At 67.5% G+C, this 20926-nt stretch carries 15 protein-coding genes; 6 read left to right on the top strand and 9 right to left on the bottom strand.

The genetic code is table 11. The annotated features are described in order from the left end of the window. Nucleotides 1-8 precede the first annotated feature (8 nt). From ACWIDZ_RS04660 to rhmD, 6 genes are all read right to left on the bottom strand, one after another. On the bottom strand, nucleotides 9-2294 hold the full coding sequence (locus ACWIDZ_RS04660) for a hypothetical protein (RefSeq protein WP_453988972.1): 2286 nt from the start codon (nucleotides 2292-2294) through the stop codon (nucleotides 9-11). After that, a complete protein-coding gene (locus tag ACWIDZ_RS04655) occupies nucleotides 2294-3574 on the bottom strand; it encodes a sugar MFS transporter (protein ID WP_453988971.1) in 1281 nt (426 codons plus the stop codon). The genes ACWIDZ_RS04660 and ACWIDZ_RS04655 overlap by 1 nt, the downstream gene beginning before the upstream one ends. A 61-nt stretch (nucleotides 3575-3635) precedes the next feature. Next, entirely contained in the window at nucleotides 3636-4538 is a 903-nt protein-coding gene (locus tag ACWIDZ_RS04650; protein WP_453988970.1) for an amidohydrolase family protein, read from the bottom strand. Between the two features lie 13 nt (nucleotides 4539-4551). After that, nucleotides 4552-5304 carry an SDR family NAD(P)-dependent oxidoreductase gene (locus tag ACWIDZ_RS04645; protein ID WP_346487108.1) on the bottom strand — a complete coding sequence of 251 codons (753 nt, stop codon included), beginning with the start codon at nucleotides 5302-5304 and terminating at the stop codon, nucleotides 4552-4554. Next, nucleotides 5301-6164: a fumarylacetoacetate hydrolase family protein gene (locus tag ACWIDZ_RS04640; RefSeq protein ID WP_453988969.1), complete on the bottom strand. Its 864-nt coding sequence runs from the start codon at nucleotides 6162-6164 to the stop codon at nucleotides 5301-5303. Before ACWIDZ_RS04640 ends, ACWIDZ_RS04645 begins: the two co-directional genes overlap by 4 nt. A 12-nt stretch (nucleotides 6165-6176) precedes the next feature. Continuing rightward, the gene (rhmD, locus tag ACWIDZ_RS04635; RefSeq protein ID WP_452111651.1) at nucleotides 6177-7382 is read right to left on the bottom strand and encodes an L-rhamnonate dehydratase; all 1206 of its coding nucleotides are present in this window, start codon (nucleotides 7380-7382) and stop codon (nucleotides 6177-6179) included. A 150-nt stretch (nucleotides 7383-7532) separates the two neighbouring features. Between rhmD and ACWIDZ_RS04630 the strand changes: the two genes are divergently transcribed. The 3 genes from ACWIDZ_RS04630 to lldD are packed head-to-tail and all read left to right on the top strand — an operon-like array spanning nucleotide 7533 to nucleotide 10266. Then, entirely contained in the window at nucleotides 7533-8330 is a 798-nt protein-coding gene (locus ACWIDZ_RS04630; RefSeq protein WP_453988968.1) for an IclR family transcriptional regulator, read from the top strand. 24 nt (nucleotides 8331-8354) lie between these two features. After that, entirely contained in the window at nucleotides 8355-9116 is a 762-nt protein-coding gene (locus tag ACWIDZ_RS04625) for an SDR family NAD(P)-dependent oxidoreductase (RefSeq protein ID WP_312219235.1), read from the top strand. 10 nt (nucleotides 9117-9126) lie between these two features. Beyond that, nucleotides 9127-10266 (top strand): FMN-dependent L-lactate dehydrogenase LldD, encoded by a 1140-nt coding sequence (gene lldD / locus ACWIDZ_RS04620; RefSeq protein WP_453988967.1) that lies wholly within the window; start codon nucleotides 9127-9129, stop codon nucleotides 10264-10266. Nucleotides 10267-10359: 93 nt separating this feature from the next. Here lldD and ACWIDZ_RS04615 read toward each other — a convergent pair whose 3' ends face one another. Next, complete coding sequence (locus tag ACWIDZ_RS04615; protein ID WP_453988966.1) at nucleotides 10360-13206, bottom strand: TonB-dependent receptor; 2847 nt, start codon at nucleotides 13204-13206, stop codon at nucleotides 10360-10362. 336 nt (nucleotides 13207-13542) lie between these two features. On the opposite strand from ACWIDZ_RS04615, the gene uxaC reads away from it, so the two are divergent. From uxaC to ACWIDZ_RS04600, 3 genes are read left to right on the top strand one after another with little or no spacing between them, the layout of a single operon-like run. Then, nucleotides 13543-14958: a glucuronate isomerase gene (gene uxaC / locus ACWIDZ_RS04610; protein ID WP_453988965.1), complete on the top strand. Its 1416-nt coding sequence runs from the start codon at nucleotides 13543-13545 to the stop codon at nucleotides 14956-14958. Continuing rightward, complete coding sequence (locus tag ACWIDZ_RS04605) at nucleotides 14955-16424, top strand: mannitol dehydrogenase family protein (RefSeq protein WP_453988964.1); 1470 nt, start codon at nucleotides 14955-14957, stop codon at nucleotides 16422-16424. The genes uxaC and ACWIDZ_RS04605 overlap by 4 nt, the downstream gene beginning before the upstream one ends. A 3-nt stretch (nucleotides 16425-16427) precedes the next feature. After that, complete coding sequence (locus tag ACWIDZ_RS04600; protein WP_453988963.1) at nucleotides 16428-17927, top strand: UxaA family hydrolase; 1500 nt, start codon at nucleotides 16428-16430, stop codon at nucleotides 17925-17927. Between the two features lie 135 nt (nucleotides 17928-18062). Here ACWIDZ_RS04600 and ACWIDZ_RS04595 read toward each other — a convergent pair whose 3' ends face one another. Together ACWIDZ_RS04595 and ACWIDZ_RS04590 are read right to left on the bottom strand one after the other, a co-directional pair. Beyond that, nucleotides 18063-19718: a pectate lyase gene (locus tag ACWIDZ_RS04595; protein ID WP_453988962.1), complete on the bottom strand. Its 1656-nt coding sequence runs from the start codon at nucleotides 19716-19718 to the stop codon at nucleotides 18063-18065. A gap of 125 nt (nucleotides 19719-19843) precedes the next feature. Further along, nucleotides 19844-20917 (bottom strand): PfkB family carbohydrate kinase, encoded by a 1074-nt coding sequence (locus tag ACWIDZ_RS04590; protein WP_453988960.1) that lies wholly within the window; start codon nucleotides 20915-20917, stop codon nucleotides 19844-19846. Nucleotides 20918-20926 lie beyond the last annotated feature (9 nt).

Below are 20926 nucleotides of genomic sequence, written 5' to 3'. Positions count from 1 at the left end.
AAGCAAGGTCAGGGAGCGGGCGTCAGGCCTTCGACCCGCACAGTCCAGCCTTCCTTGGGGAAGCCGGGCGCGTGGCCGGTCGAACCGTCCCAGCCGCCGGCCATCAGGCCCACCGCCATCAGCAGGGAGCCGTTGGAGGGGAAGTAGGTCTCGGCCGCCCGGCGATAGCCGGCGCCGTCGGGGTTGACCGCCATCTCGACGCCGCCGGCTCCGGCCGAGACCGGCACCAGTTCGTCGGCGTGCTCGTCCAGGTGGACGCGCGGGGTCATGCCGGTGACGCCCCACTGGTTGTTCTTCAGATCGGCGAACAGCCAGTCGACGGCCTTTTCCGGTTCGCCCAGGCGGGCGGCGGTCATGGCCATCATGGGGAAGTCCCAGCCCCAGGTCTGACGCACGTCCCAGTTCTGCTCCACCGCCTCGAAGGTGCGGCGCATGGCGTCCGGGTCGATGCGGTCGCCGGGAATGAAGCCGTAGGCCATCAGGAAGGAGGGGTGGTCGCGGTTCTTGCACTGGGCGGCCGCCGCGTGCTTGCGGCAGGCGTCGGACATGGCCGTCTCCCAGAAGTCCGGCACGCTCTCGACCGGCAGGTAGAGGCCGTCCTTCATCGCGGGCGGGGCGATCTTCGCCAAGGCCTGATCCCAGTCGGCGCGGCGGGGCTGGCCCTGACGAACGCGCCATTGCTGGGCGGTCTCCAGCGCCCAGCGGAAATACTCGACCTCGAAGGTCGGGTTGATCGTGGTCAGGGGATCATAGTTTTCCTGGGCCGGGATCATCGGCGCGCCGAGGTTCAGGCGGCCGTTCGCCTCGATCGGCCAGGAGGCCAGCAGGTCGGCGGTGGCCTCGACCAGTTCGGCGTAGCGGCTCAGGACGGCAGGGTCCTTTTCCGATCGCCAGATCAGTTCGGCCAGCAGGATCGGGTGCGGCTGCTGCCACATGATGAAAGGCGAGACCAGGCTGGGGCTGTTGCGGCCCTCGGGCCCGACCATCTTGGGCCACCAGGCGCCCTTGACCCCGTGACGCGCGGCCTCGGCGCGGGCGTTGTCGAGGTTGCCCAGATACCAGGGCAGGCTGCGCTCCAGCAGTTCGGGGCGGCCCCACATGGCCTGCCAGCCGGCGTGCCAGGGATGCATCTCCAGGTGGAACTTGCCGTACCAGGAGTTGGAGAAGAGACCCTCTTCCTGTGGCGGCAGCTCGCCCGCGCCGTTCACGGCGGACAGATACTGCGACAGCACAACGCGACGCTCCAGCTCATGAGCGCGCGGATCGGTCGAACCCGAGAAGTCGACGGCGGCGCCCTCGCTCCAGAAGGCGTTCCAGTGACGGGTGACGGCCTCAACGCTGGCGGTATAGGCGGGGGCGAGGGTCTTGTCGGCCTGTTGATCGAAACGGACCATGACGGTCAGCCGGTCGCGACCGTTGGCGACGACGCTGAAGCTGTCGGCCCCGCTCTGTTCGATCTTTCCCGAGCCGATGATGCCTGAATAGTAGACGGTGTCGTCCAGCGTCCGACGAATGCGGACGTCGCCCGTGTCGAAGGCGACGACCTCAAGGCCCTGGGCGCCCGCGCCGTCGAAACTGGTCGGATCGGGGTTGATGGCCGGGTTCACGCTTGGATAGCGGACCTGAACGCCCAGGCCCTGAGACGCGACCAGAGGCGAGGAGATCTCGACCATAACCATGTCCAGGGTCGGATGGACGCGGGTCACGACCTCGACGGGCTGGCCGTCATAGGTGAAGCGGCTGGTCAGGGCGCCGGTCCACAGATCCAGCGTCTGGCGCGGGTCGGCCACCTTGGCGAAGTCCAGCGTGCGGTCGTCATTGAACGTCAGGCCGATGCGGCTGAGCGAGATGCGATGCGGATTGGCCCGCAGCCAGGTGTAGGCGGGGTTGGTCTCTGCATCCGCCCAGGACTTCATCCAGGCGTAGGGCTGTTCGCCGCGTCCGGGGACGGGGACGTTCACGAGGCCGTCCTGCTCGGTATAGCCCTCGGGATTGGGGAAGCTGTGCCAACCCCACTGGGCCATGGTCAGCAGGGGGGCCAGTTCGGAATACTGCTCCGGGAAGGTCTGCAGGCCGGTGATGTCGGCGGTGAAGCCCAGATCGCCGTTGCCCAGCATGATCGGGGCGTGACGATCCACGCCGGTCAGGACGACGTTGTGGCGCGTGACCAGGGCCTGCCGGTTGATCGGCGTCGCAGGCGCGACCGCGGCGACGGGCTGAACTGTCTGGGCGCAGGCGGCCAGCGGAGCGCCGGCCAGGAGGGTGCAGGCGAGGAGGGCGGAGCGCAGACGCATCACGAGGCCTCCGCCTTCAGGCCCAGGCCCGCGCCCTTCCAGCCGTACCAGGCGACGACGGCGAAGCAGGCGGCGGGCAGCAGGAAGGCGATGTTGGCGCCGTACAGGTCCGCCAGCTTGCCCATGGGCCAGGGCAGCAGGACGCCGCCGCCGATGGCCATGACCATGAGGGACGACGCCTTCTTGGTGCTGGCCCCCAGGCCCGTGGTGCCCAGGGCGAAGATGGTGGCGAACATGGTCGACATGAAGAAGAAGACGGCGATCAGGGCGATGGGCGACACCTTGTCGATGCCCGCCGAGACGATCAGCGTCAGGATGACGTTGATGACGCCGTAGGTGGTCAGCAGGGCGCGCGGCTTGACCTTGAGCAACAGGCCCGTGGCGGCGAAGCGCCCGACCAGATAGCCGATGGCGGCCAGCGACAGCATGTAGGCGCCCTGTTGCGACGTCAGGTCCTGCCAGTTGTGGGTCACCAGATTGATGAAGTAGGCGCCGATGCCGACCTGGGCGCCGATGTAGAGGGCCTGGGCCACCACGCCGGCGATGAAGTGAGGCTGCTGGGACAAGGGCTTGGCCGGGGCGTCGCCCGCGACGGATTCGCCGTGGTCGGCCAGGCCGGTTTCGGGCAGGCGGGCGCGCCAGACGACGGCGGCGAACAGCAGGACGGCCACAGCGATCAGACCGTAGACGATCTGGATCGAGCGGGTGGCGCCGCCCAGGGCTTCGGTCGTCGTCGGGCTGAAGAAGACCGCGCCGCCGATCATCGGGCCGATGAAGACGCCCAGGGCGTTGAACGACTGGGCCAGGTTAAGGCGCTGCGAGGCCTTGGCCGGGTCGCCCAGAACGTTGACGTAGGTGTCGGCGGCCGTCTCGAGCACGCACAGGCCGGCGGCCAGCACGAACATGGATCCGACGAAGGGCAGGAAGGCGCCCGCATTGGCGGCCGGGATGAAGAGCAGGGCGCCGATGGCGGTGACGCAGAGGCCAGAGACGATGCCGAACTTGTAGCCGCGCGCGTTCAGCAACATGCCCGCCGGCAGGCTGAGCAGCAGATAGGCGCCGAAATAGGCGATCTGCAGCCAGGAGCTGTCCGCCTGGCTGATGCTGAGCGTTTCCTGGAAGTGCTTGTTCAGCACGTCCAGCAGGCCATAGGCCAGCCCCCAGATCAGGAAGCAGCCGATGGCGAAAGCCAGCGGTCCGCGCAGGTTTCCGGCGGGCAGGGCGAGGCCCCCTGATCCAGGAAGGTCGCGCGTGTGGGCGGCGTCGGTTTCGATACTCATGTCGTCCTCTCGGGCTTCCTCGGTCCGGCTCCGTCTTGCTGCGGGCTCGGCGAACGATGGATCAGATGCGGTAGATCGCCTCGGCGTTGGCGGCGAACAGGCGGTCGCGTTCCTCGGCCGTGAAGTCGGCCGTGATCGCGTCGAAGGCGGAATAGAAGGCGTCGAACGCGCCGTGGACTCGCTCGACCGGGAAATCGCTGGCGAACATCGCCCGGCGGGCGCCGAAGATGTCGATGCACTCCAGCACGACCGGTCGGATGCTGTCGGGCGTCCAGGCGCGGTCGGTGATGCCGAGGCCGGAAATCTTGATCGAGACCTGGGGGCGTTCGGCCAGGGCCTTCAGCCCGGCGCGCCAGACGGCCATGCCGACCTCGTCGCGATCGGTCGGCAGACCGGCGTGGTTGATGATCAGGGGGATGTCGGGATGGGCGTCGGCCAGTTCGACCGCCTCGGCCATCTGCGACGGATAGAGTTGCAGGTCGAACGACAGGCCGTGGCGGGCCAGCTTGCCGAAGCCCGCGCGCCACGCGGGATCGAGCAGGGGGTCGGTTGGATTGTAGGTCTTCTTCGGATCGGCGTGCCAGCAGACGATCTGGCGCACGCCCCGGACGCTGGACCGGGCGGCGTGGGCTTCCAGCAGGGCGTCCAGATCGGGATCGGTCAGGTCCGCCCCGGCCACCACGCCGTGCGGATAGCCGTAGTCGTCGGCCATGGCCTGAAGCCAGTCCGTCTCGGCCAGCTGCGCGCCGCGCGGCTGGCCGGCCTCGACGTGGACGATCTTGTCGACGCGCCAGTTCGCCGTGTCGGCCAGATAGTCCTTCAGCAGATAGTCTTGGTGGGCGATCGGGGACATGTCCCCCGCCGGATTGTTCGGCAGGGGATCGTCCTGCAGCCAGCCGTAGCGAGCGCGCGACAGGTCCCACAAGTGGACGTGGCAATCGACGATGCGAAGGTCGCGGCCCACTTGCGGCGCTCCTTTAATAGGTGGTGCGGCCGCCCGACGTATCGAACGTCGAGGCGGTGGTGAAGCTGCATTCCTCGGAGGCCATGAAGCAGATCATGGCGGCGCTCTCCTCGACCTCGCCCAGGCGGCCCATCGGAATCTTGGAGCGCATGTAGTCCACCTGGCTCTGCGGCAGCTGTTCCAGGATCGGGCTTTCGAAGGTGGCGGGGGTCAGGCTGTTGGCGATGACGCCCTTGCCGGCCAGCTCCTTGCCCAGGGACTTGGTGAAGCCGATCACCCCGGCCTTGGACGCCGAATAGGCGCTGGCGTTGGGATTGCCTTCCTTGCCCGCGACCGAGGCCACGTTGACGATCCGGCCGTAGCCGCTGTCGAGCATATAGGGCGTGACGGCGCGGCAGCAGTAGAAGACGCCGTTCAGATTGATGTCGACCACGCGCTTCCAGCTGTCGACCGGGAACTCCTGCACCGGAACGGTGGCGCCGGTGATGCCGGCCGAGGCGACCAGGATGTCGATGCGTCCGCCCAGGGTCTTGTGCGATTCGGCGGCGGCGGCGGCGACGGCGTCAGGGTCGGCGACGTCCAGGGCGACGACCCCGGTCGCGCCGATCTCTTCGGCGGCGGCCTTGAGCGTCTCGGCGTTCAGGTCCCAGAGGACGACCTTGCCGCCTTCGGCGATGATGCGGGCGGCCGAAGCCTTGCCCAGACCCGAGGCCCCGCCGGTGACGACGGCGGTGCGGCCGGCGAAACGTCCTTCATAGGCGCTCATGCGGCGGCGTCCTTCGACCAGGCGACGACCTGCTGGCGCTGCACGCCCAGCTTCTCGATCCCCAGTTCCATGACGTCGCCCGCCTTCAGATAGAAGGGCTCGGGCTTCTGGCCCAGGCCGACGCCGGGCGGGGTGCCCGTGGTGATCAGGTCGCCCGGCTCCAGCGTCATGAACTGGCTGACGTAGGAGACGATCTCGGCGACGCCGAAGATCATGGTCTTGGTGGTGCCGGTCTGCATGCGCTTGCCGTTCAGGTCCAGCCACATGTCGAGTTGCTGCACGTCCCCGATCTCGTCGGTGGTGACGATCCAGGGGCCGACCGGGCCGAAGGTGTCGCAGCCCTTGCCCTTGTCCCAGGTGCCGCCGCGCTCGGTCTGGAAGGCGCGCTCGGACACGTCATTGATCAGGACATAGCCGGCGACGTGGTCCAGGGCGTCCGCCTGTTCGACGTAGGAGGCGCGCTTGCCGATGACGATGCCCAGCTCGACTTCCCAGTCGGTCTTTTCCGAACCACGAGGAATGACAACGGTATCATTCGGGCCCGTCAAACAGGAGACGGCCTTGGTGAAGACCACGGGTTCTTCCGGAATCGGCAGGTTGGATTCGGCGGCGTGGTCGGCGAAGTTCAGGCCGATGGCGATGAATTTCCGCACACCATTCACCGGCACGCCATAGCGGGGCGCGCCCTCGACCAGAGGCAGGGTCTCGGGATCAACGGCCTTCAGCGCGGCGAGGCCTTCGCCCCACAGCTGGTCGGGCGTGATGTCGGCGACAATGCCGGACAGATCGCGGATGCGGCCCTCTGAATCGAGAGTGCCGGGCTTTTCCTGGCCCACAGGGCCGTAACGCAGGAGTTTCATGGGGAGGCCTTCTTATCGGGCGTAGGGGCGGTGCAGGGCGATGTCGCGGTTCAGCTCGACGCCGAAACCGGGGGTGTCGGGAACTTTCAGCTTGCCGTTCACCGGAACGGGCTCGCCGATCAACTGCGGATGGAACATGGGCACGACTTCGTCGGCGCCCGGAGCCATCATCAGGAACTCCGCGAACGGGCTGTTATGGCGCGTCACGACGAAGTGGTAGGAATAGACGGACGATCCGTGCGGGATCATCAGCACGCCCTTGGAGTCGGCCAGGGCGGAAATCTTCTGCAGTTCGGTCACGCCGCCGCACCAACCCACGTCGGGCTGGATGATGTCGCAGCATTCCATCTCCAGCAGCATGCGGAAGCCCCAGCGGGTGGCTTCATGCTCGCCGGTGGTGACCAGCATGCCCTTGGGCGCGTTCTTCTTCAGCGCCTGATAGCCCCAGTAGTCGTCGGGGCTGAGGGCCTCCTCGATCCACTTCAGGCCCAGCTTGTGGGCTTCATGGGCCAGGCGAGTGGCGTAGTTGAGATCGAGCGCCATCCAGCAGTCGAACATCAGCCAGAAGTCGTCGCCGCAGGCGTTCCGCATGGCCTCAAGCTCGGCCAGGTTCTTGCGCAGGCCCTCTTCCCCCTCGGCCGGGCCGTGGTGGAGGGGCATCTTGCCGCCGATGAAGCCCAGTTCCTTGGCCTTATCCGGGCGCGCGCCGGTGGCGTAGAAGGTCAGTTCGTCGCGCACGGCCCCGCCCAGCATGGCGAAGACCGGCTCCTGACGCAGGCGGCCAAGCAGATCCCACAGCGCCAGATCCACGCCGGAGATGGCGTTCACGACCAGCCCCTTGCGGCCGTAATACTGGGTCGAGAAATACATCTGGTCCCAGATCTTCTCGACCTCGGACGGATCGCGGCCCTCCAGGAAGCGGGCCAGGTGCTTCTCGACGATATAGGCGGCGGGTTCGCCGCCGGTCGTCACCGCAAAGCCGACGACGCCGTTGTCTGCCTCGATCTCCACCACCAGGGTGCCGAGCACATTGATGCCGAAGCTGCGGCGGCTCTGACGGTATTCCGGATACTTCGCCATGGGGGTGGCGATGTGGTCGTCAATCCAGTGGCCGTCGCCCTGGTCGTGATAGTCGGCGCCTCCCCCCTGATTGGCGCCCGTGCCGTCGTTTTTCACGACGAAGGCGCGGACGTGCTTGATCTTGGGCAGGCGGCTCATCGGGTATGCACCATATTTCGGCACATAACTCCCATAATGCGGGATTTCACTGGCATTCCTCCGAGCGTGGCGTCAAACTCGATCCCTGTTGCGGGGATCAGCTTGCGTCTTTTGCTACATTCTGGGAATGAGGATTACGAGATGGGACGAATGGCGTCAATCAAGAGCGAACAGGCGGACGGCGAAGCGGAGGTCGGGGCGAAGGCCTCCGGCAGCCAGACCCTTCTGCGCGGCCTGGACGTGATCGACGCCCTGATCGACGGCTCCCTTCCGTTGGCGGAGCTGTCGGAAAAGCTCGAACTGACGCGCAGCACCACCCATCGCCTGGCCTCGGCCCTGGTCGACCGGCGAATCCTGTCGTTCCGCCCGCGCGAGGGCTATTCCCTGGGACCCAAGCTGCTGGAGCTGGGCCACGCCGCCAGCCAGCAGATGCATCTGCCGCGCGTCGCCCGGCCCTATCTGGAGCATCTGTCCACGGTGACCGACGACACGGTGCACCTGGGCGTGCTGGACGGTCGTCATGCGCTTTACCTGGACAAGGTCCCCGGTCGTCGCCGCGTGAATATCGGTTCGCGCCTCGGCGAGCGTCACCCCATCGCCTCCACCGGACTGGGCAAGGCGCTGATTCTGGACAAGAGCGAGCCGGAATGGTGCGACTTCTACGCGCCAGAAGGGGCCGAATTCGACGCCGCCTCGCGCGCGGTCTGGCTGGAGCGGATGCGCAGCTACGCCGAGAAGGGCCACGCCTTCGACCTTGAGGAGAACGAGGATCAGGTCCGCTGCGTCGCCGCGCCGATTCGGTCCGTCGACGGGCATATCGTGGCCGCGATCAGCGTCTCGTCCGCCGCTCAATACATGTCCGACGTCCGAATGGCCGAACTGACCAAGACGGTCACCGACGCCGCCAACGCCATCAGCGGCGACCTGGGCTGGACCCCTAAAACCTGAACACGCTTACTGTACGGAGCCTCCATGCTGCTTAAAGACAAGGTCGTCCTCATCACCGGGGGATCGCGAGGCATCGGGGCCGCCGTGGCCGTGGAAATGGCCAGGCAGGGCGCGGACGTCGCCATCAACAGCCACTCGGGCGGCTCTGCTGCGGCCGAGGTGATCGCCGCGGTCGAGGCGCAGGGGCGCCGTTGCATCTCGGTCGAGGGTGACGTGGCCCTGCCGGAAACGGCGGCCGCCTTCGTCGAGGCCGCTGTCGAGGCCTTCGGCAAGGTGGACGTTTTCGTCTCCAACGCCGGCATCTGCCCGTTCCACGCCTTCCTCGACATGCCGGCGGAGACGCTGAAGCGCACCATGGAGGTCAACCTCCACGGCGCCTATTTCATGACCCAGGCCGCCGCGAACCAGATGGTCAAGCAAGGAAACGGCGGCGCCATTGTCGCCATCAGCTCGATCTCGGCCCTGGTCGGCGGCGAGTTCCAGACCCACTACACTCCGACCAAGGCGGGCGTGCACAGTCTGATGCAGTCCTGCGCCATCGCCCTGGGCAAGCACGGCATCCGCTGCAATTCGGTTCTGCCGGGTACTATTCTGACCGACATCAACAAGGACGACCTGGCCGACCCGAAGAAGCGGGAATACATGGAAGGCCGCATCCCGCTGGGCCGTCTGGGCCAGCCCGAGGACATCGGCGGCGCCGTGGCCTTCCTGGCCTCGGACATGGCGGCCTATGTCACCGGCGCGGCCCTGCTGGTCGACGGCGGCGCCTTCGTGAACCTGCAATAGGCCGTCCAGCGTGAAGGCGGCCTCCATCTCCGACTATCGCGAGCTGGCGCGTCGGCGCCTGCCGCGATTCCTGTTCGAATACATCGACGGCGGCTCCTATGCCGAGATGACGCTGGGGCGGAACGTCAGCGACCTGCGCGACGTGGCCCTGCGTCAGCGGGTGCTGCGCGACGTATCGGACATTGACCTGTCCACGACCCTGTTCGGACAACAGGTCAGTTTGCCGGTCGCGCTCGCGCCGGTCGGTCTGGCGGGAATGAATGCGAGGCGCGGCGAGGTTCAGGCCGCCCGCGCCGCCGCCGCCTTTGGCGTGCCCTTCACCCTGTCCACGGTCGGCGCCTGTTCGATCGGAGAGGTGGCGGCGGGCAGTCCGACGCCCTTCTGGTTCCAGCTCTACATGATCCGCGATCGCGCCTTCATGGCCGACCTGCTGGATCTGGCTGAACAGGCGAAATGTCCCGCTCTGGTCTTCACGGTCGACATGCCGGTGCCGGGTTCGCGCTATCGCGACTACCACTCAGGGCTGGCGGGGGCGTCGGGCTTCTTCGGCGACATGCGGCGCGCGCTGCAGGCGGTCGGCCGACCCGCCTGGGCCTGGGATGTGGGCGTCAACGGCGGCCCGCACTCGCTGGGCAATGTTGCGCCGGTGCTGAAGGGCAAGACGGGCATCGACGACTTCTTCGCCTGGATGCGCGACAACTTCGATCCCACCGTGACCTGGGACGATCTGGCCTGGGTGCGCGAGCGCTGGAAGGGGCCGCTGGTCATCAAGGGCGTGCTGGACGCCGACGACGCTCGGCGCGTGGCCGATCTCGGGGCTGACGGCCTGGTGGTGTCGAACCACGGCGGGCGTCAGCTGGACGGCGTCCTGTCCTCGACCCGCGCCCTGCCGCCGATCGCCGAGGCGGTCGGGGGGCGGCTGACGGTCCTGGCCGACGGCGGAATCCGCAGCGGCCTGGACGTCGCGCGAATGCTGGCTCTGGGCGCCGACGGCGTGCTGATCGGACGGGCCTGGGCCTATGCCCTGGCGGCGCGGGGGGAGGCGGGGGTCAGCCACGTCCTGAACCTGATGGCGGCCGAGATGAAGGTGGCCATGGCGCTGACCGGCGTCACGCGCGTGGATCAACTGGACCGCAACGCCCTGGCCTGATCCGGGCGGGTCGCGGCTTCTTCAAGAAAAAGGCGCCGGCGAATGGATCGCCGGCGCCCAAGGTTTCACCGCTCAGGAGGGCGGTGGAAAGCGTCAGAACTTGTAGCGGGCGCCCACGAACACCTGACGGCCGGTGTGGTGGTAGACATAGGTGCTGTCCCGCACCCCATCGAGCTCGCCGTGGTTCTGGCGGTTGGCCTCGTCCGTGAGGTTGATGCCCTCGAGCGTCAGCGTCAGGTGGTCGGTGATGTCGAACGAAGCCGAGGCGTCGATGCTGAGCGTCTCGGTCTTGCCGGTGGCGACGATGCCGCGCGACCCGCCGTTGGAGGCCGGCACCTGCTGGTAATAGGTGTCGCGATAGGCCGCCGACACCCGGGCGTTGAACCGACCGTCGTCATAGTAGAGCGTGGCGTTCCAGGCGTCGGGCGACAGGTTCACCAGATTGGCCGTCACATAGGCGGTGCAGGCAGCGGTGGTGCAGTAGTCGATCTCCGACTCCACATGGGTGAAGTTGGCCTGGACGCCCAGGTTCGAGAAAGCGCCCGGCAGGAAGGTGAAGGGCTGCTGATAGCTGATCTCGAAGCCCTTCAGCGGGCCGCCCGGCGTGTTGGTCGGGCGGCTGAAGACGTAATCTTCCGCCGGGGGACGGTCGACGGCGGCGGGGAAGGCTTCCGGGTTCATCGCCGTCAGCTCGGCATAGGTCAGCCGTTGCTGGGTCGTCTGAACGTAGGTCGAGATGTCCTTGTAGAAGAACGCCAGCGATAGCAGGGACTCCGGCGCGAAATACCATTCCAGCGACAGGTCGAAGGTGTCGGCGCGATAAGGGTCCAGGTTCACATTGCCCAGCGACGCCGTGCGGTTGGCGGCGTTCGGCGCGCTGAGCGAGAAGACCGGCACCAGATTGGTTACGGGCGGACGCGCCATGACGCGGGCCGCGCCGAAGCGGACCATGACGTTTTCGATCGGCTCGATCGACAGGTTCAGCGACGGCAGGATGTCGTCATAGTTGTTGGAGCCGGTGATGCGCGTCGTCACCCCGCTGAGGGAGGAGTAGCCGGCGGCCTCGATCTCGGTGTTCACCCAGCGTGCGCCGAAGTTGCCGCGGACCGGCATGCCCGCCCATTCGGTGTTCCAGTCCAACTGGGCCCATAGGCCGGTGTCCTTTTCCGTCACGTCGCGCCAGTTGCCCAGCGCCGTGGACCCGTTCTCTAGTCCCAGCAGACGGAAGTCGCCCTCAGCCACGCCGGTATCGCACAGGCAGTCGGCCCCGTAGGCCTTCATGATCGCGTCGAGGTTCGGCGAGATCCAGGCCGTGGCCGAGCCCGCAGGCAGGTCCAGGTTCCTGCCGAAGCCGTCGAGCAGATAGGTGAGGTCGCCGATGGAGGTTCCGGCTGGTATGGCGGGCGCGGCATTGGTCTTGCGGGCGTAGCCCGAACCTTTGGATTGATATTCCTTGTAGCTGGCGCCGACCTTGAGGGTCATGCGGTCGTCGATGTCGAACTCGAAGCCGCCCTCGAAGGTGGTGTAGGTATTGGACTGCTTGCTCGACAGGATGCGCAGTTCCGACAGCGGCGCCACGCCCCCCGGGCCCGTGATCGTCCACTGGTTCGGATCGGTGACGTCGAAGCCGTAGTCGATCTTGGGCAGGTCGCGATTGTCGCGGAAATCGATCGACCAGCCGGCGCCGTCCTGATGGTCGATGATGGCGTTGACCTGCAGGGGGTTGCCGAATTCCGACTTGGAGCGGCCAGCCACGCCCCTGAAGCGCACGCTGTCCGAGAAGTCGTGTTCGATCTCCAGCGTATACTGCGAGAATTCGCTCTTCAGCTCGTCGAAGCGCTCTTCCGTGCGCATGTCCATGCCGTCGAGGAGCAGGTAGACCAGTTCGCCCGTTTCGGCGTCGGCGACGGCGTCGACGATCGTAACCCCAGGCTTGCCGCCTTGGCTGGCGTTGCGGCTCAACGACCAGGCCTCGAGGAAGTTCTCCTGACGGGTCGAGTCCAGCTTGGAATAGAGGCCGTCCAGGCTGATCGTCGTGGCGTCCGAGGGGCGCCATTGCAGCGACAGGGTCGCGCCCAGACGTTCCTGCTCATGGCTCAGGCGGCCGTAGCGCGGAATGCGCGGGTGGAACAGGCCGCCGGCCGCATCGGACCCGCCGGGCAGGGCTTCGGGGTTCAGGAAGCCGTTGTCGCCATTGGCCGGACCCCAGCGCACCGAGCTGAAGCCTTCCTCGATGGAGCTCTTGTCGCTGTAGGCCAGCGACAGCAGGGCTCCGAACTTGCCGTCCATCCAGGTGTTGGAGATCAGGCCGGCGAAGCGCGGGCTCCAGTTCTCCGACAGGTCGTTGTAGCCGCCCTGGACCGAGGCCACGGCGTTGAAGCCTGAATAGTCGAACGGCCGGGCCGTGCGCAGATCGACGGTGGCGCCCAGGGAGCCTTCCTCAACCTCGGCCGAGGCGGTCTTGCGCACGGTGATGTTGTTGAAAAGTTCGGAGGCGAAGACGTTGAAGTCGAACCCGCGGCCGCGGTTCACGCCGCCCGAGGAGTCCGTGGCGCCGGTGGTCGCCTGAGCCTCGATGCCGTTGATGCGGGTGCGGGTGAACTCCGAGCTGAGGCCGCGCACCGTGATGGAGCGGCCTTCGCCCGCGTCGCGGTCGATGGAGACGCCGGGGATGCGCTGGATCGATTCCGCCAGGTTGGTGTCGGGGAAATCGGCGATGTCTTCGGCCGAGATGGCGTCCACCACCCCGGCTTCCTTGCGCTTGATGTTGAGCGCGTTCTGCAGGCTGGCGCGGAAGCCGGTGACGACGATTTCGTCGACGGCGGTCGGCTGGTCGTCGGCTGGCGTCGACTGAGCCTGCGCCGCGCCGGCGAAGGTCAAGACGGCGAGCGAGGCGCCGAGCAGCAGCGAGGCGCGCGCAGGGGCGGCGTGATAGGGCATATGGTTCTCCTCCCAGTTGGACCCGCCAGGGAACGCCCGTCCCAGTTCAGGTCGCCGCTTTCGCGGGAACCGGTGTCAATTGCTGTTTGTCAGCGAGTTCCACCGGTGTCATACAGAGCTACGCACGTTTTTTATCCTGTGGCAAGATGATGGCGAAACGCTCCTCCGGCTAAGGTTTGAACCCTGCGAAACAACAAACGGAGCCGGCGCCTGACGTCCCCCGGCCCCTGAGGGAGACATCGTCAGCGCCGCCCAGGCGGGCGTTTTCATGCCTGTCGCCGACTCCCTTCTTCTCCGCCCGATTCGCTTCGCTTCCGTTCCGATTTCGAGTTTCAGATGACCCAACCGCTTCGCTTGAATCCTGATCGTCTTCTGCCGGCCGATCCCGACACCCGCGCTGTCGCGAGGCGGCTGTACGCCGAGATCAAGGCGCTGCCGATCATCAGCCCGCACGGCCACACCGACCCGTCCTGGTTCGCGGGGAACGCCACCTTCGCCAATCCGGCCGAACTGCTCATCACGCCGGATCATTACGTCTTCCGGATGCTCTACAGCCAGGGCATGGCGATGGAGGATCTGGGCGTTCCGCGCGCCGACGGCGGGGCGGTCGAGACGGACCCGCGCAAGATCTGGCGGCGGTTCTCCGAGAACTATCACCTGTTCCGCGGCACGCCTTCGCGGATGTGGCACGACTGGGTCTATGCCGAAGTCTTCGGCCTGGACGTGCGCCTGTCGGCCGAGACGGCGGACCACTATTACGACGTCATCGACGCGGCCCTGCAGACCGAAGCCTTCCGGCCGCGCGCCCTGTTCGACCGCTACAATATCGAGGTGCTGACCACGACCGAGTCGCCGCTCGACACCCTCGAGCATCACAAGGCGATCAATGCTTCGGGCTGGAAGGGGCGGGTGCTGACCGCCTATCGTCCCGACCCCGTGCTGGACCCGGACTATGAAGGGTTCCGCGACAATCTGAAGGTCCTGGCCGAACAGACGAGCCGGGACACCCTGTCGTGGGACGGCTACCTGCAGGCGCTGCGCGATCGGCGCGCCTTCTTCATCGAGATGGGCGCCACCTCGACGGATCACGGCCACCCGACCGCCTTCACCGCCGACCTGTCTCGCGCCGAGGCCGAGGCTCTGTTCCAGCGTGTTTCGACCGCGCCGGCCAGCGCCGAGGACGCTGAACTGTTCCGCGGCCAGATGCTGACGGAGATGGCGGCCATGTCGGTCGAGGATGGTCTGGTGATGCAGCTGCACCCCGGCTCCTTCCGCAATCACAACGGCTTCGTCTTCGAGCGCTTCGGCAGGGACAAGGGCGCGGACATTCCCACGCGCACAGACTATGTGCGCGCGCTGAAGCCCCTGCTAGACCGGTTCGGCTCGGACAACCGGCTGACCCTGATCCTGTTCACCCTGGACGAGAGCGTCTATGCGCGCGAACTGGCGCCGCTGGCGGGCCATTATCCGGCGCTGAAGCTGGGCCCCAGCTGGTGGTTCCACGACAGCCCGGAGGGGATGCGCCGCTTCCGCGAGAACGTCACCGAGACGGCGGGTTTCTACAACACGGTCGGCTTCAACGACGACACTCGCGCCTTCCTGTCCATTCCGGCGCGGCATGATGTGGCCCGTCGCATGGACTGCGGCTTCCTGGCCCGCCTGGTGGTCGAGCATCGGATGGAGGAGGACGAGGCCCATGAGGTGGCGCGCGCCCTGACCTATGATCTGGTCAAGGCGGCCTACAAGCTGTGACCCGCCTCGATGAAGCGGCCCTGACGGGCCTGCCGGACGACGTCGTGCGGCCCGGCTATGATCGTACGGCGGCCAGGACGGGCGTCGTGCACCTGGGCATCGGCGCCTTCCACCGGGCGCATCAGGCGGTGGTGTTCGACGATGCGCTCAAGAGCGGCGACCTGCGCTGGGGCGTGCTGGGCGCGTCGCTGCGGTCGCCCGGCGTGCGCGATCAACTGAACCCGCAGGACGGCCTCTACACCCTGGTCGAGCGCGACGGCGAACGCGAGGACCTGCGGGTCATCGGCGCCTGTCGCAGCGTGATGGTGGGGCCCGAAGACCCTGCGGCGCTCGTCGCGGCCATGGCCGACGCCGATGTCCACATCGTCACCCTGACGGTGACCGAGAAGGGCTATCGTCTGGACCCGGCCAGCGGCGAACTGCTGGTCGAAGATCCGGACGTCGCGGCCGACATCGCGGATATCGAGCGTCCGCGCACGGCCCCTGGTTTCATCGTCGCCGCCCTGCGCGCCCGGCGCGCTGCGGGGGTGGGTCCCTTTACGGTGATTTCCTGCGACAACCTTCCGCACAATGGACGGCGGATCCGCGCCGGGGTGCTGGCCATGGCCAGGGCGGTGGATCCGTCGCTCGCCGAGTGGATCGCTGCCGAAGGCGCCTTCCCCCAGACCATGATCGACCGGATCGTGCCGGCGACGACGGCCGAGGACGTGGTTCGTCTGACGGCCCGCCTCGGCGTCGAGGACCAGGGGATGGTCAAGGCCGAGCCCTTCACCCAATGGGTGATCGAGGACCGCTTCGCCGGCGAACGGCCCGATTTCGCCGCCCTGGGCGTGCAGTTGACCGACGCGGTCGAACCCTGGGAGGACGCCAAGCTCAGGCTGCTGAACGGCGCCCACTCGGCGGTCGCCTATCTGGGCGCGCTGTCGGGTCATGAGCACGTTCACGAGGCGGTGGCCGTTCCGGCCTTCCGCGCCTATGTCGAAGCTCTGTGGGACGAGGCGCAGACGACGCTGAACCCGCCGCCGGGCCTGGACGTGGCCGCCTATCGCGCCGAGCTGATGGCGCGGTTCTCCAACTCCGCCCTGATGCATCGCACGCGTCAGATCGCCATGGACGGTTCGCAGAAGCTGCCGCAGCGCCTGCTGGCCGGCGCCGCCGAGCGCCTGGCGGCGGATCAGGGGATCGAAGCCATGGCCCTGGGCGTCGCCGCCTGGATGCGCTGGCAGGAAGGCGTGACGGAGCAGGGAGAGACCGTCGTGGTCGATGACCCGCTGGCGTCCCGGACCGCCGAACTGATCGAGGCGTCCGAGACCGACGAAGCCCAGGTCCGCGCCCTGTTGGGCCTGTCGGCGGTCTTCCCGGCGTCGCTGGCCGAGGAGCCGCGCTTCGTCGAGGCGGCGACGGCCGCCTTCCTGGCGTTGAGAGAGCATGGCGCGGTCGAGGCCGCCCGCCGCGTGACGGAGTAGAAGATGAGCCGGGTCCTGATCCTGAACCCCGCCGATGACGTCGCCATCGCCCTGGACGACATTGCTGCGGGCGAGACGCCAGAGGGCTTGGAGACACCGGCGCGCGCCGCCGTCGCCACCGGCCACAAGATCGCCCGGCGGGCGGTGGAGGAGGGCGGCCTGGTCCGCCGTTATGGCCAGGTCATCGGCCGAGCGCGCGAAGCCATCGCCGCCGGGGACCATGTCCACGTCCACAACCTCGCCATGGCCGAGGACGGACGCGAGGCCGAGGTGGGCGCCGACGTCCGCCGCCCGGCGCCGCTGTCCGGCGCGACCTTCAACGGCATCGTGCGGCCGGACGGCCGGGTCGGCACGCGCAACTACATCGGCGTCCTGACCAGTGTGAACTGCTCGGCCACGGTGGCGCGCCGCATCGCCGACGCCTTCCCTGACGCCAGCCTGCCCGACGGCGTGGACGGCGTGGTCGCCTTCACCCATCAGGGCGGTTGCGGAGGCTCGTCGCTGTCGAGCGACGTGATCCTGCTGCAGCGGACGCTGGCGGGTTACGCCCGGCATCCGAACTTCCATTCGATCCTCATCGTCGGCCTGGGCTGCGAGGCGAACCAGATCCCAGCCTGGCTGGCCAATGAGGGGCTGGAGGCGGGGCCGACCTTGCGCGCCCTGACCATTCAGGAAGCTGGCGGCACGGCCCGCGCCATCGAGGCGGGGATCGAGATCGTCCGCGAACTGGCGGCCGAGGCCGCCAAGGTCGAGCGTCAGCCGGTGTCGGCCTCGCACCTGACGGTGGGTCTGCAATGCGGAGGCTCGGACGGCTGGTCCGGCGTGACCGCCAATCCGGCGCTGGGCGCAGCCGTGGATATGCTCGTCGCCCACGGCGGTTCGGCCATGCTGTCGGAGACGCCCGAGATCTGGGGCGCCGAACACCTGCTCCTGCGGCGTGCGGCGTCGCAAGGGGTGGCGGACAAGCTGAACGCTCGTCTGGCCTGGTGGCGCGCCTATGCCGACAGGCATGGGATGGAGCTGAACAACAATCCGTCGCCCGGCAATCTGAAGGGCGGCCTGACCACCATCCTCGAGAAGTCGCTGGGAGCGGTGGCCAAGTCCGGCTCCACACCGCTGAACGACGTGATCGGCTATGCCGAACCGCTGGCCGCCAAGGGGCTGAGCTTCATGGACAGCCCCGGTTACGACCCTTGCTCGGCGACGGGCCAGATCGCCTCGGGCGCCAATCTGATCGTGTTCACGACCGGACGGGGCTCGGTGTTCGGGGCCAAGCCTGCGCCGTCGATCAAGGTCGCCTCCAACGCCAGGCTGGCCAGCTGGATGGATGAGGACATGGACATCGACGCCTCGCCAGTGCTGACGGGCGCGTCGATGGAGGCGGTCGGGCAGGCCATCTTCGAGCGGATGCTGGCCGTGGCCTCGGGCGAGCCGTCGAAGTCCGAGGCCCTGGGCATCGGCGATAATGAGTTCGTGCCCTGGCAGGTGGGCGCCTATCTCTAGACCATTTTCGGTTCAGTCGGAATCGACTGAACCCAGAACAATGGTCCAGAATTATCTGGAGCGAATATCTGAGTTTAGTTGGACATGCGTCCAACTAAACCGATTTCGCTCTAGGCGCCCGCCTCCAGGCTGAGTTCAGCCCTCCAGCGCCTCGATCAGTTCGCCCATGTTGCGGATGAAGACCTGGGTCGAGACGCACTCGACCGGGTAGTCGGTGGTGTAGGGCGAGGTATCCCACAGGTCGCCGACGCGGGTGGTCTGATACTCTCCGCCCGTCACCGCCGCCGGCGCCTCCCCGATGTAGGGGTTGGACGTCGTGGTCATGAGCGAGGGCCAGTAGCCGCGCGCGTTCAGCGTCGTCACCAACTGACCCGCCCGGTCCGCGGCAGGCCGGGTCAGGCGTCGGGCGTCGGTGGACATGTCCCAGACGTCCACGTCCTGAAGCGTGAAGTATTTCGGTAGTTGCAGCGCGCCCGGACGGGCCTTGAGCGGGGAGTTGCGGCTGACCTCGTCCGGGGTCTGCGACGCCAGCGTCTCGTACTCGCGGCGCAGGGCGGCGGTGTCGACGTTGCGGAACGAGCCGTAGTGGACGATCAGGTTGTTGGGGTTGTCGTCGTAGTAATACTGGCCGTTGGTGATGTTCGACCCGCGCCGGTGGATGTAGACGGGCGTGTTCGATCCCTCGAGGATGAAGGTCGGGTGGGTGCGCCCCGGCGCGATCAGGTTCTGGGGCGTCTTCACCTGATCCAGCCAGTCCAGGGCCTCGGGCAGGCGGGCGATGTATTTGCGCTCGCCGGTCAGACGATAGAAGCCCATCATCGACTTGATGTTGGTTCCCGTGGCGTGGGTGGCGAAGGCCTGGGGCTCGATGGTTCGGGCGCCGGCGGGCTTCAGCGTGTCGGGGAAGTGCTGCAGGCCCCAGGCCGGCTGGGGCAGGGGCTGCTGGGTCTTCACGAAGATGTCCATGCCGCGATGGATGGCGTCCAGCACCCGCAGGTCGCCTCGGCCGTTCGTCGCCAGCCCGTGATAGGCGTAGAGCAGGAACTCCAGGTTCTCGCCCGCCACATCGTCGTTGAAGGTGATGTAGGGGGTGTAGTCCTCATGGCCGTGCAGGCCGCCGTTTTCGACGAAGGGATAGCGCTGGGGCCAGCCGCCGTTCGGATACTGGGCGTCGAGGACGAACTGGATCGCCTTGTCCAGGGGCGCGCGGTACTTGCGCTCGCGCTTCTCCAGATAGATCCGCAACAGCAGTTGCGAAGCCTCGGCCGTTCCCGCGTCGTCGAAGGTGGCGTTGCCGTAGTAGCGGTGGAATTCCTCCATCCGCCAGGCGTTCTTGCCGTAGGTGGCGTACCAGCGCTTGAGCGACTCCTCGCCCGCCATGTCGATGACGTAGTTCCAGCCGCCGGCGGGATGCTGGCCGCGGATCAGGGCGTCGGCGGCGGACTTGGCGGCTTCATAGAACTGTTCGTCGCCGGTGGCGTGATAGGCGTCAAGGAAGACATGGCCGACCGTGGCGGTGCCGGGCGGCTGGACCCAGATCATCGTCGGCGAGGCTTCCAGTTCGCCCCAGCGGCGCGAGAAGTCCGGCAGGACATTCCACACATAGCCGCCTCCGACGGCGGCCTCATCGGTCATGAAGCGGGTCGCCCGCTTCATCGTCGCCACGATGGCGTCGCGGTCGGGCGCGGTCTGGATCATGCCCCGGGCCAGGGCGGGGGCGGAGGCGGCCGTGAAGGTCGCGGCGGCGCCGGCGGCCAGCAGGGCGCGGCGATTCATGGATGTTGCGGACATGGTGTCTCCCTCGGATGCGTCGCCTCGCAGCTCTGACGGCTGCTTGCAGGCGAAGCTAAACACGGATGACACCGGTTTCCTAGTGTTTGAGCGCGACTGTGGCGGCGCGCGGTTTCACGAAACCGTCAGCGGCGGATGTCGAAGCCCCCGTCGCCCATCGCCGCGCGAACCTCGGCGGCGGTGAACAGATTGAAGTCGCCGGGCACCGAGTGTTTCAGACCGGCGGCGGCCAGACCGAAGTCGAGCGCCTCCTGGTCCGACCAGCCGCTCCACAGGCCGAACAGCACGCCGGAGGCGAAGGCGTCGCCGCCGCCCACCCGGTCGACCACGCCGGTCATGTGGATGGCCTCGGCGGCGGTTTCGATCACCTCGCCGTTCGCGCCGCGCGTCAGCATGACGGCGGACAGGGCCTGATCCGCGACGCTCTCCTGAACGCGCAGGGTGCAGGAGATTCGCTGCAGGCGCGGGAAGGCCTCAAATGCGGCGGCGGCGGCGAGGCGGCGGCGCACGCCGGGGTCGGCGTGATCGAAGCGGCGGCCGAGCACCAGGGCGAAGTCGCGATCATCGGCGAAGGCGACCTCGGCCCCCGCCAGCATCCGGCCCAGGGTTCCGGGGGGATCGCCGTCCCACTGTTCCCACAGCTTGCCGCGGAAATTGCCGTCGTAGCTGATGCGGACGCCCTTGCGGACGGCGGCTTCGACCAGTTCGACAGCCGCGCGCGAGCCGTTGGGGCCGGTGGCCGGCGTCACGCCCGAGACGTGCAGCCATTCATAGCCGTCCAGCAGGGCGTCCCAGTCGAAGGCGTCGGCGACGCGTTCGACGAAGGCGGAGCCGGCGCGGTCATAGAGGACTTCCGACGGTCGCCGCACGGCGCCGGGCGTCAGGAAGTAAAGCCCCATGCGGCCGGGCGAGAAAACGATGGGGGAGGCGTCCACGCCATAGCGACGCACTTCGTCGCGCGCCGCCTGTCCCAAGGCGTTGTCGGGCAGGACGGTCGCCATCGCCGCCGGCGCGCCGAAGCGAGCCAGGGCGACGGCGACATTGGCCTCGGCCCCGCCCGGACGCACGGTCAGGGCGGGGGATTGAAGCAACAGCTCGTTCTGGTTCGGGCTGAACCGCAGCAACATCTCGCCGAAGCAGAGAATCTTGCCGCCGTTCGCGGTTTGAGGCCCGGGGGCTGCTGGGTGGTCGTCGCTCATGGTCTGGAC

Source organism: Brevundimonas sp. NPDC055311 (assembly GCF_053645695.1).
The sequence above is the reverse complement of the archived record's forward strand: the minus strand, read 5'-3'. Positions and strand labels throughout refer to the sequence as shown.

Bases quoted from the DNA above. Each gene is read 5' to 3' on its own strand.
- ACWIDZ_RS04660 (WP_453988972.1), bottom strand. From the start codon at position 2,294: ATGCGTCTGCGCTCCGCCCTCCTCGCCTGCACCCTCCTGGCCGGCGCT.
- ACWIDZ_RS04655 (WP_453988971.1), bottom strand. From the start codon at position 3,574: ATGAGTATCGAAACCGACGCCGCCCACACGCGCGACCTTCCTGGATCA.
- ACWIDZ_RS04645 (WP_346487108.1), bottom strand. From the start codon at position 5,304: ATGAGCGCCTATGAAGGACGTTTCGCCGGCCGCACCGCCGTCGTCACC.
- ACWIDZ_RS04640 (WP_453988969.1), bottom strand. From the start codon at position 6,164: ATGAAACTCCTGCGTTACGGCCCTGTGGGCCAGGAAAAGCCCGGCACT.
- rhmD (WP_452111651.1), bottom strand. From the start codon at position 7,382: ATGAGCCGCCTGCCCAAGATCAAGCACGTCCGCGCCTTCGTCGTGAAA.
- ACWIDZ_RS04630 (WP_453988968.1), top strand. From the start codon at position 7,533: ATGGCGTCAATCAAGAGCGAACAGGCGGACGGCGAAGCGGAGGTCGGG.
- ACWIDZ_RS04625 (WP_312219235.1), top strand. From the start codon at position 8,355: ATGCTGCTTAAAGACAAGGTCGTCCTCATCACCGGGGGATCGCGAGGC.
- ACWIDZ_RS04615 (WP_453988966.1), bottom strand. From the start codon at position 13,206: ATGCCCTATCACGCCGCCCCTGCGCGCGCCTCGCTGCTGCTCGGCGCC.
- uxaC (WP_453988965.1), top strand. From the start codon at position 13,543: ATGACCCAACCGCTTCGCTTGAATCCTGATCGTCTTCTGCCGGCCGAT.
- ACWIDZ_RS04600 (WP_453988963.1), top strand. From the start codon at position 16,428: ATGAGCCGGGTCCTGATCCTGAACCCCGCCGATGACGTCGCCATCGCC.
- ACWIDZ_RS04595 (WP_453988962.1), bottom strand. From the start codon at position 19,718: ATGTCCGCAACATCCATGAATCGCCGCGCCCTGCTGGCCGCCGGCGCC.
- ACWIDZ_RS04590 (WP_453988960.1), bottom strand. From the start codon at position 20,917: ATGAGCGACGACCACCCAGCAGCCCCCGGGCCTCAAACCGCGAACGGC.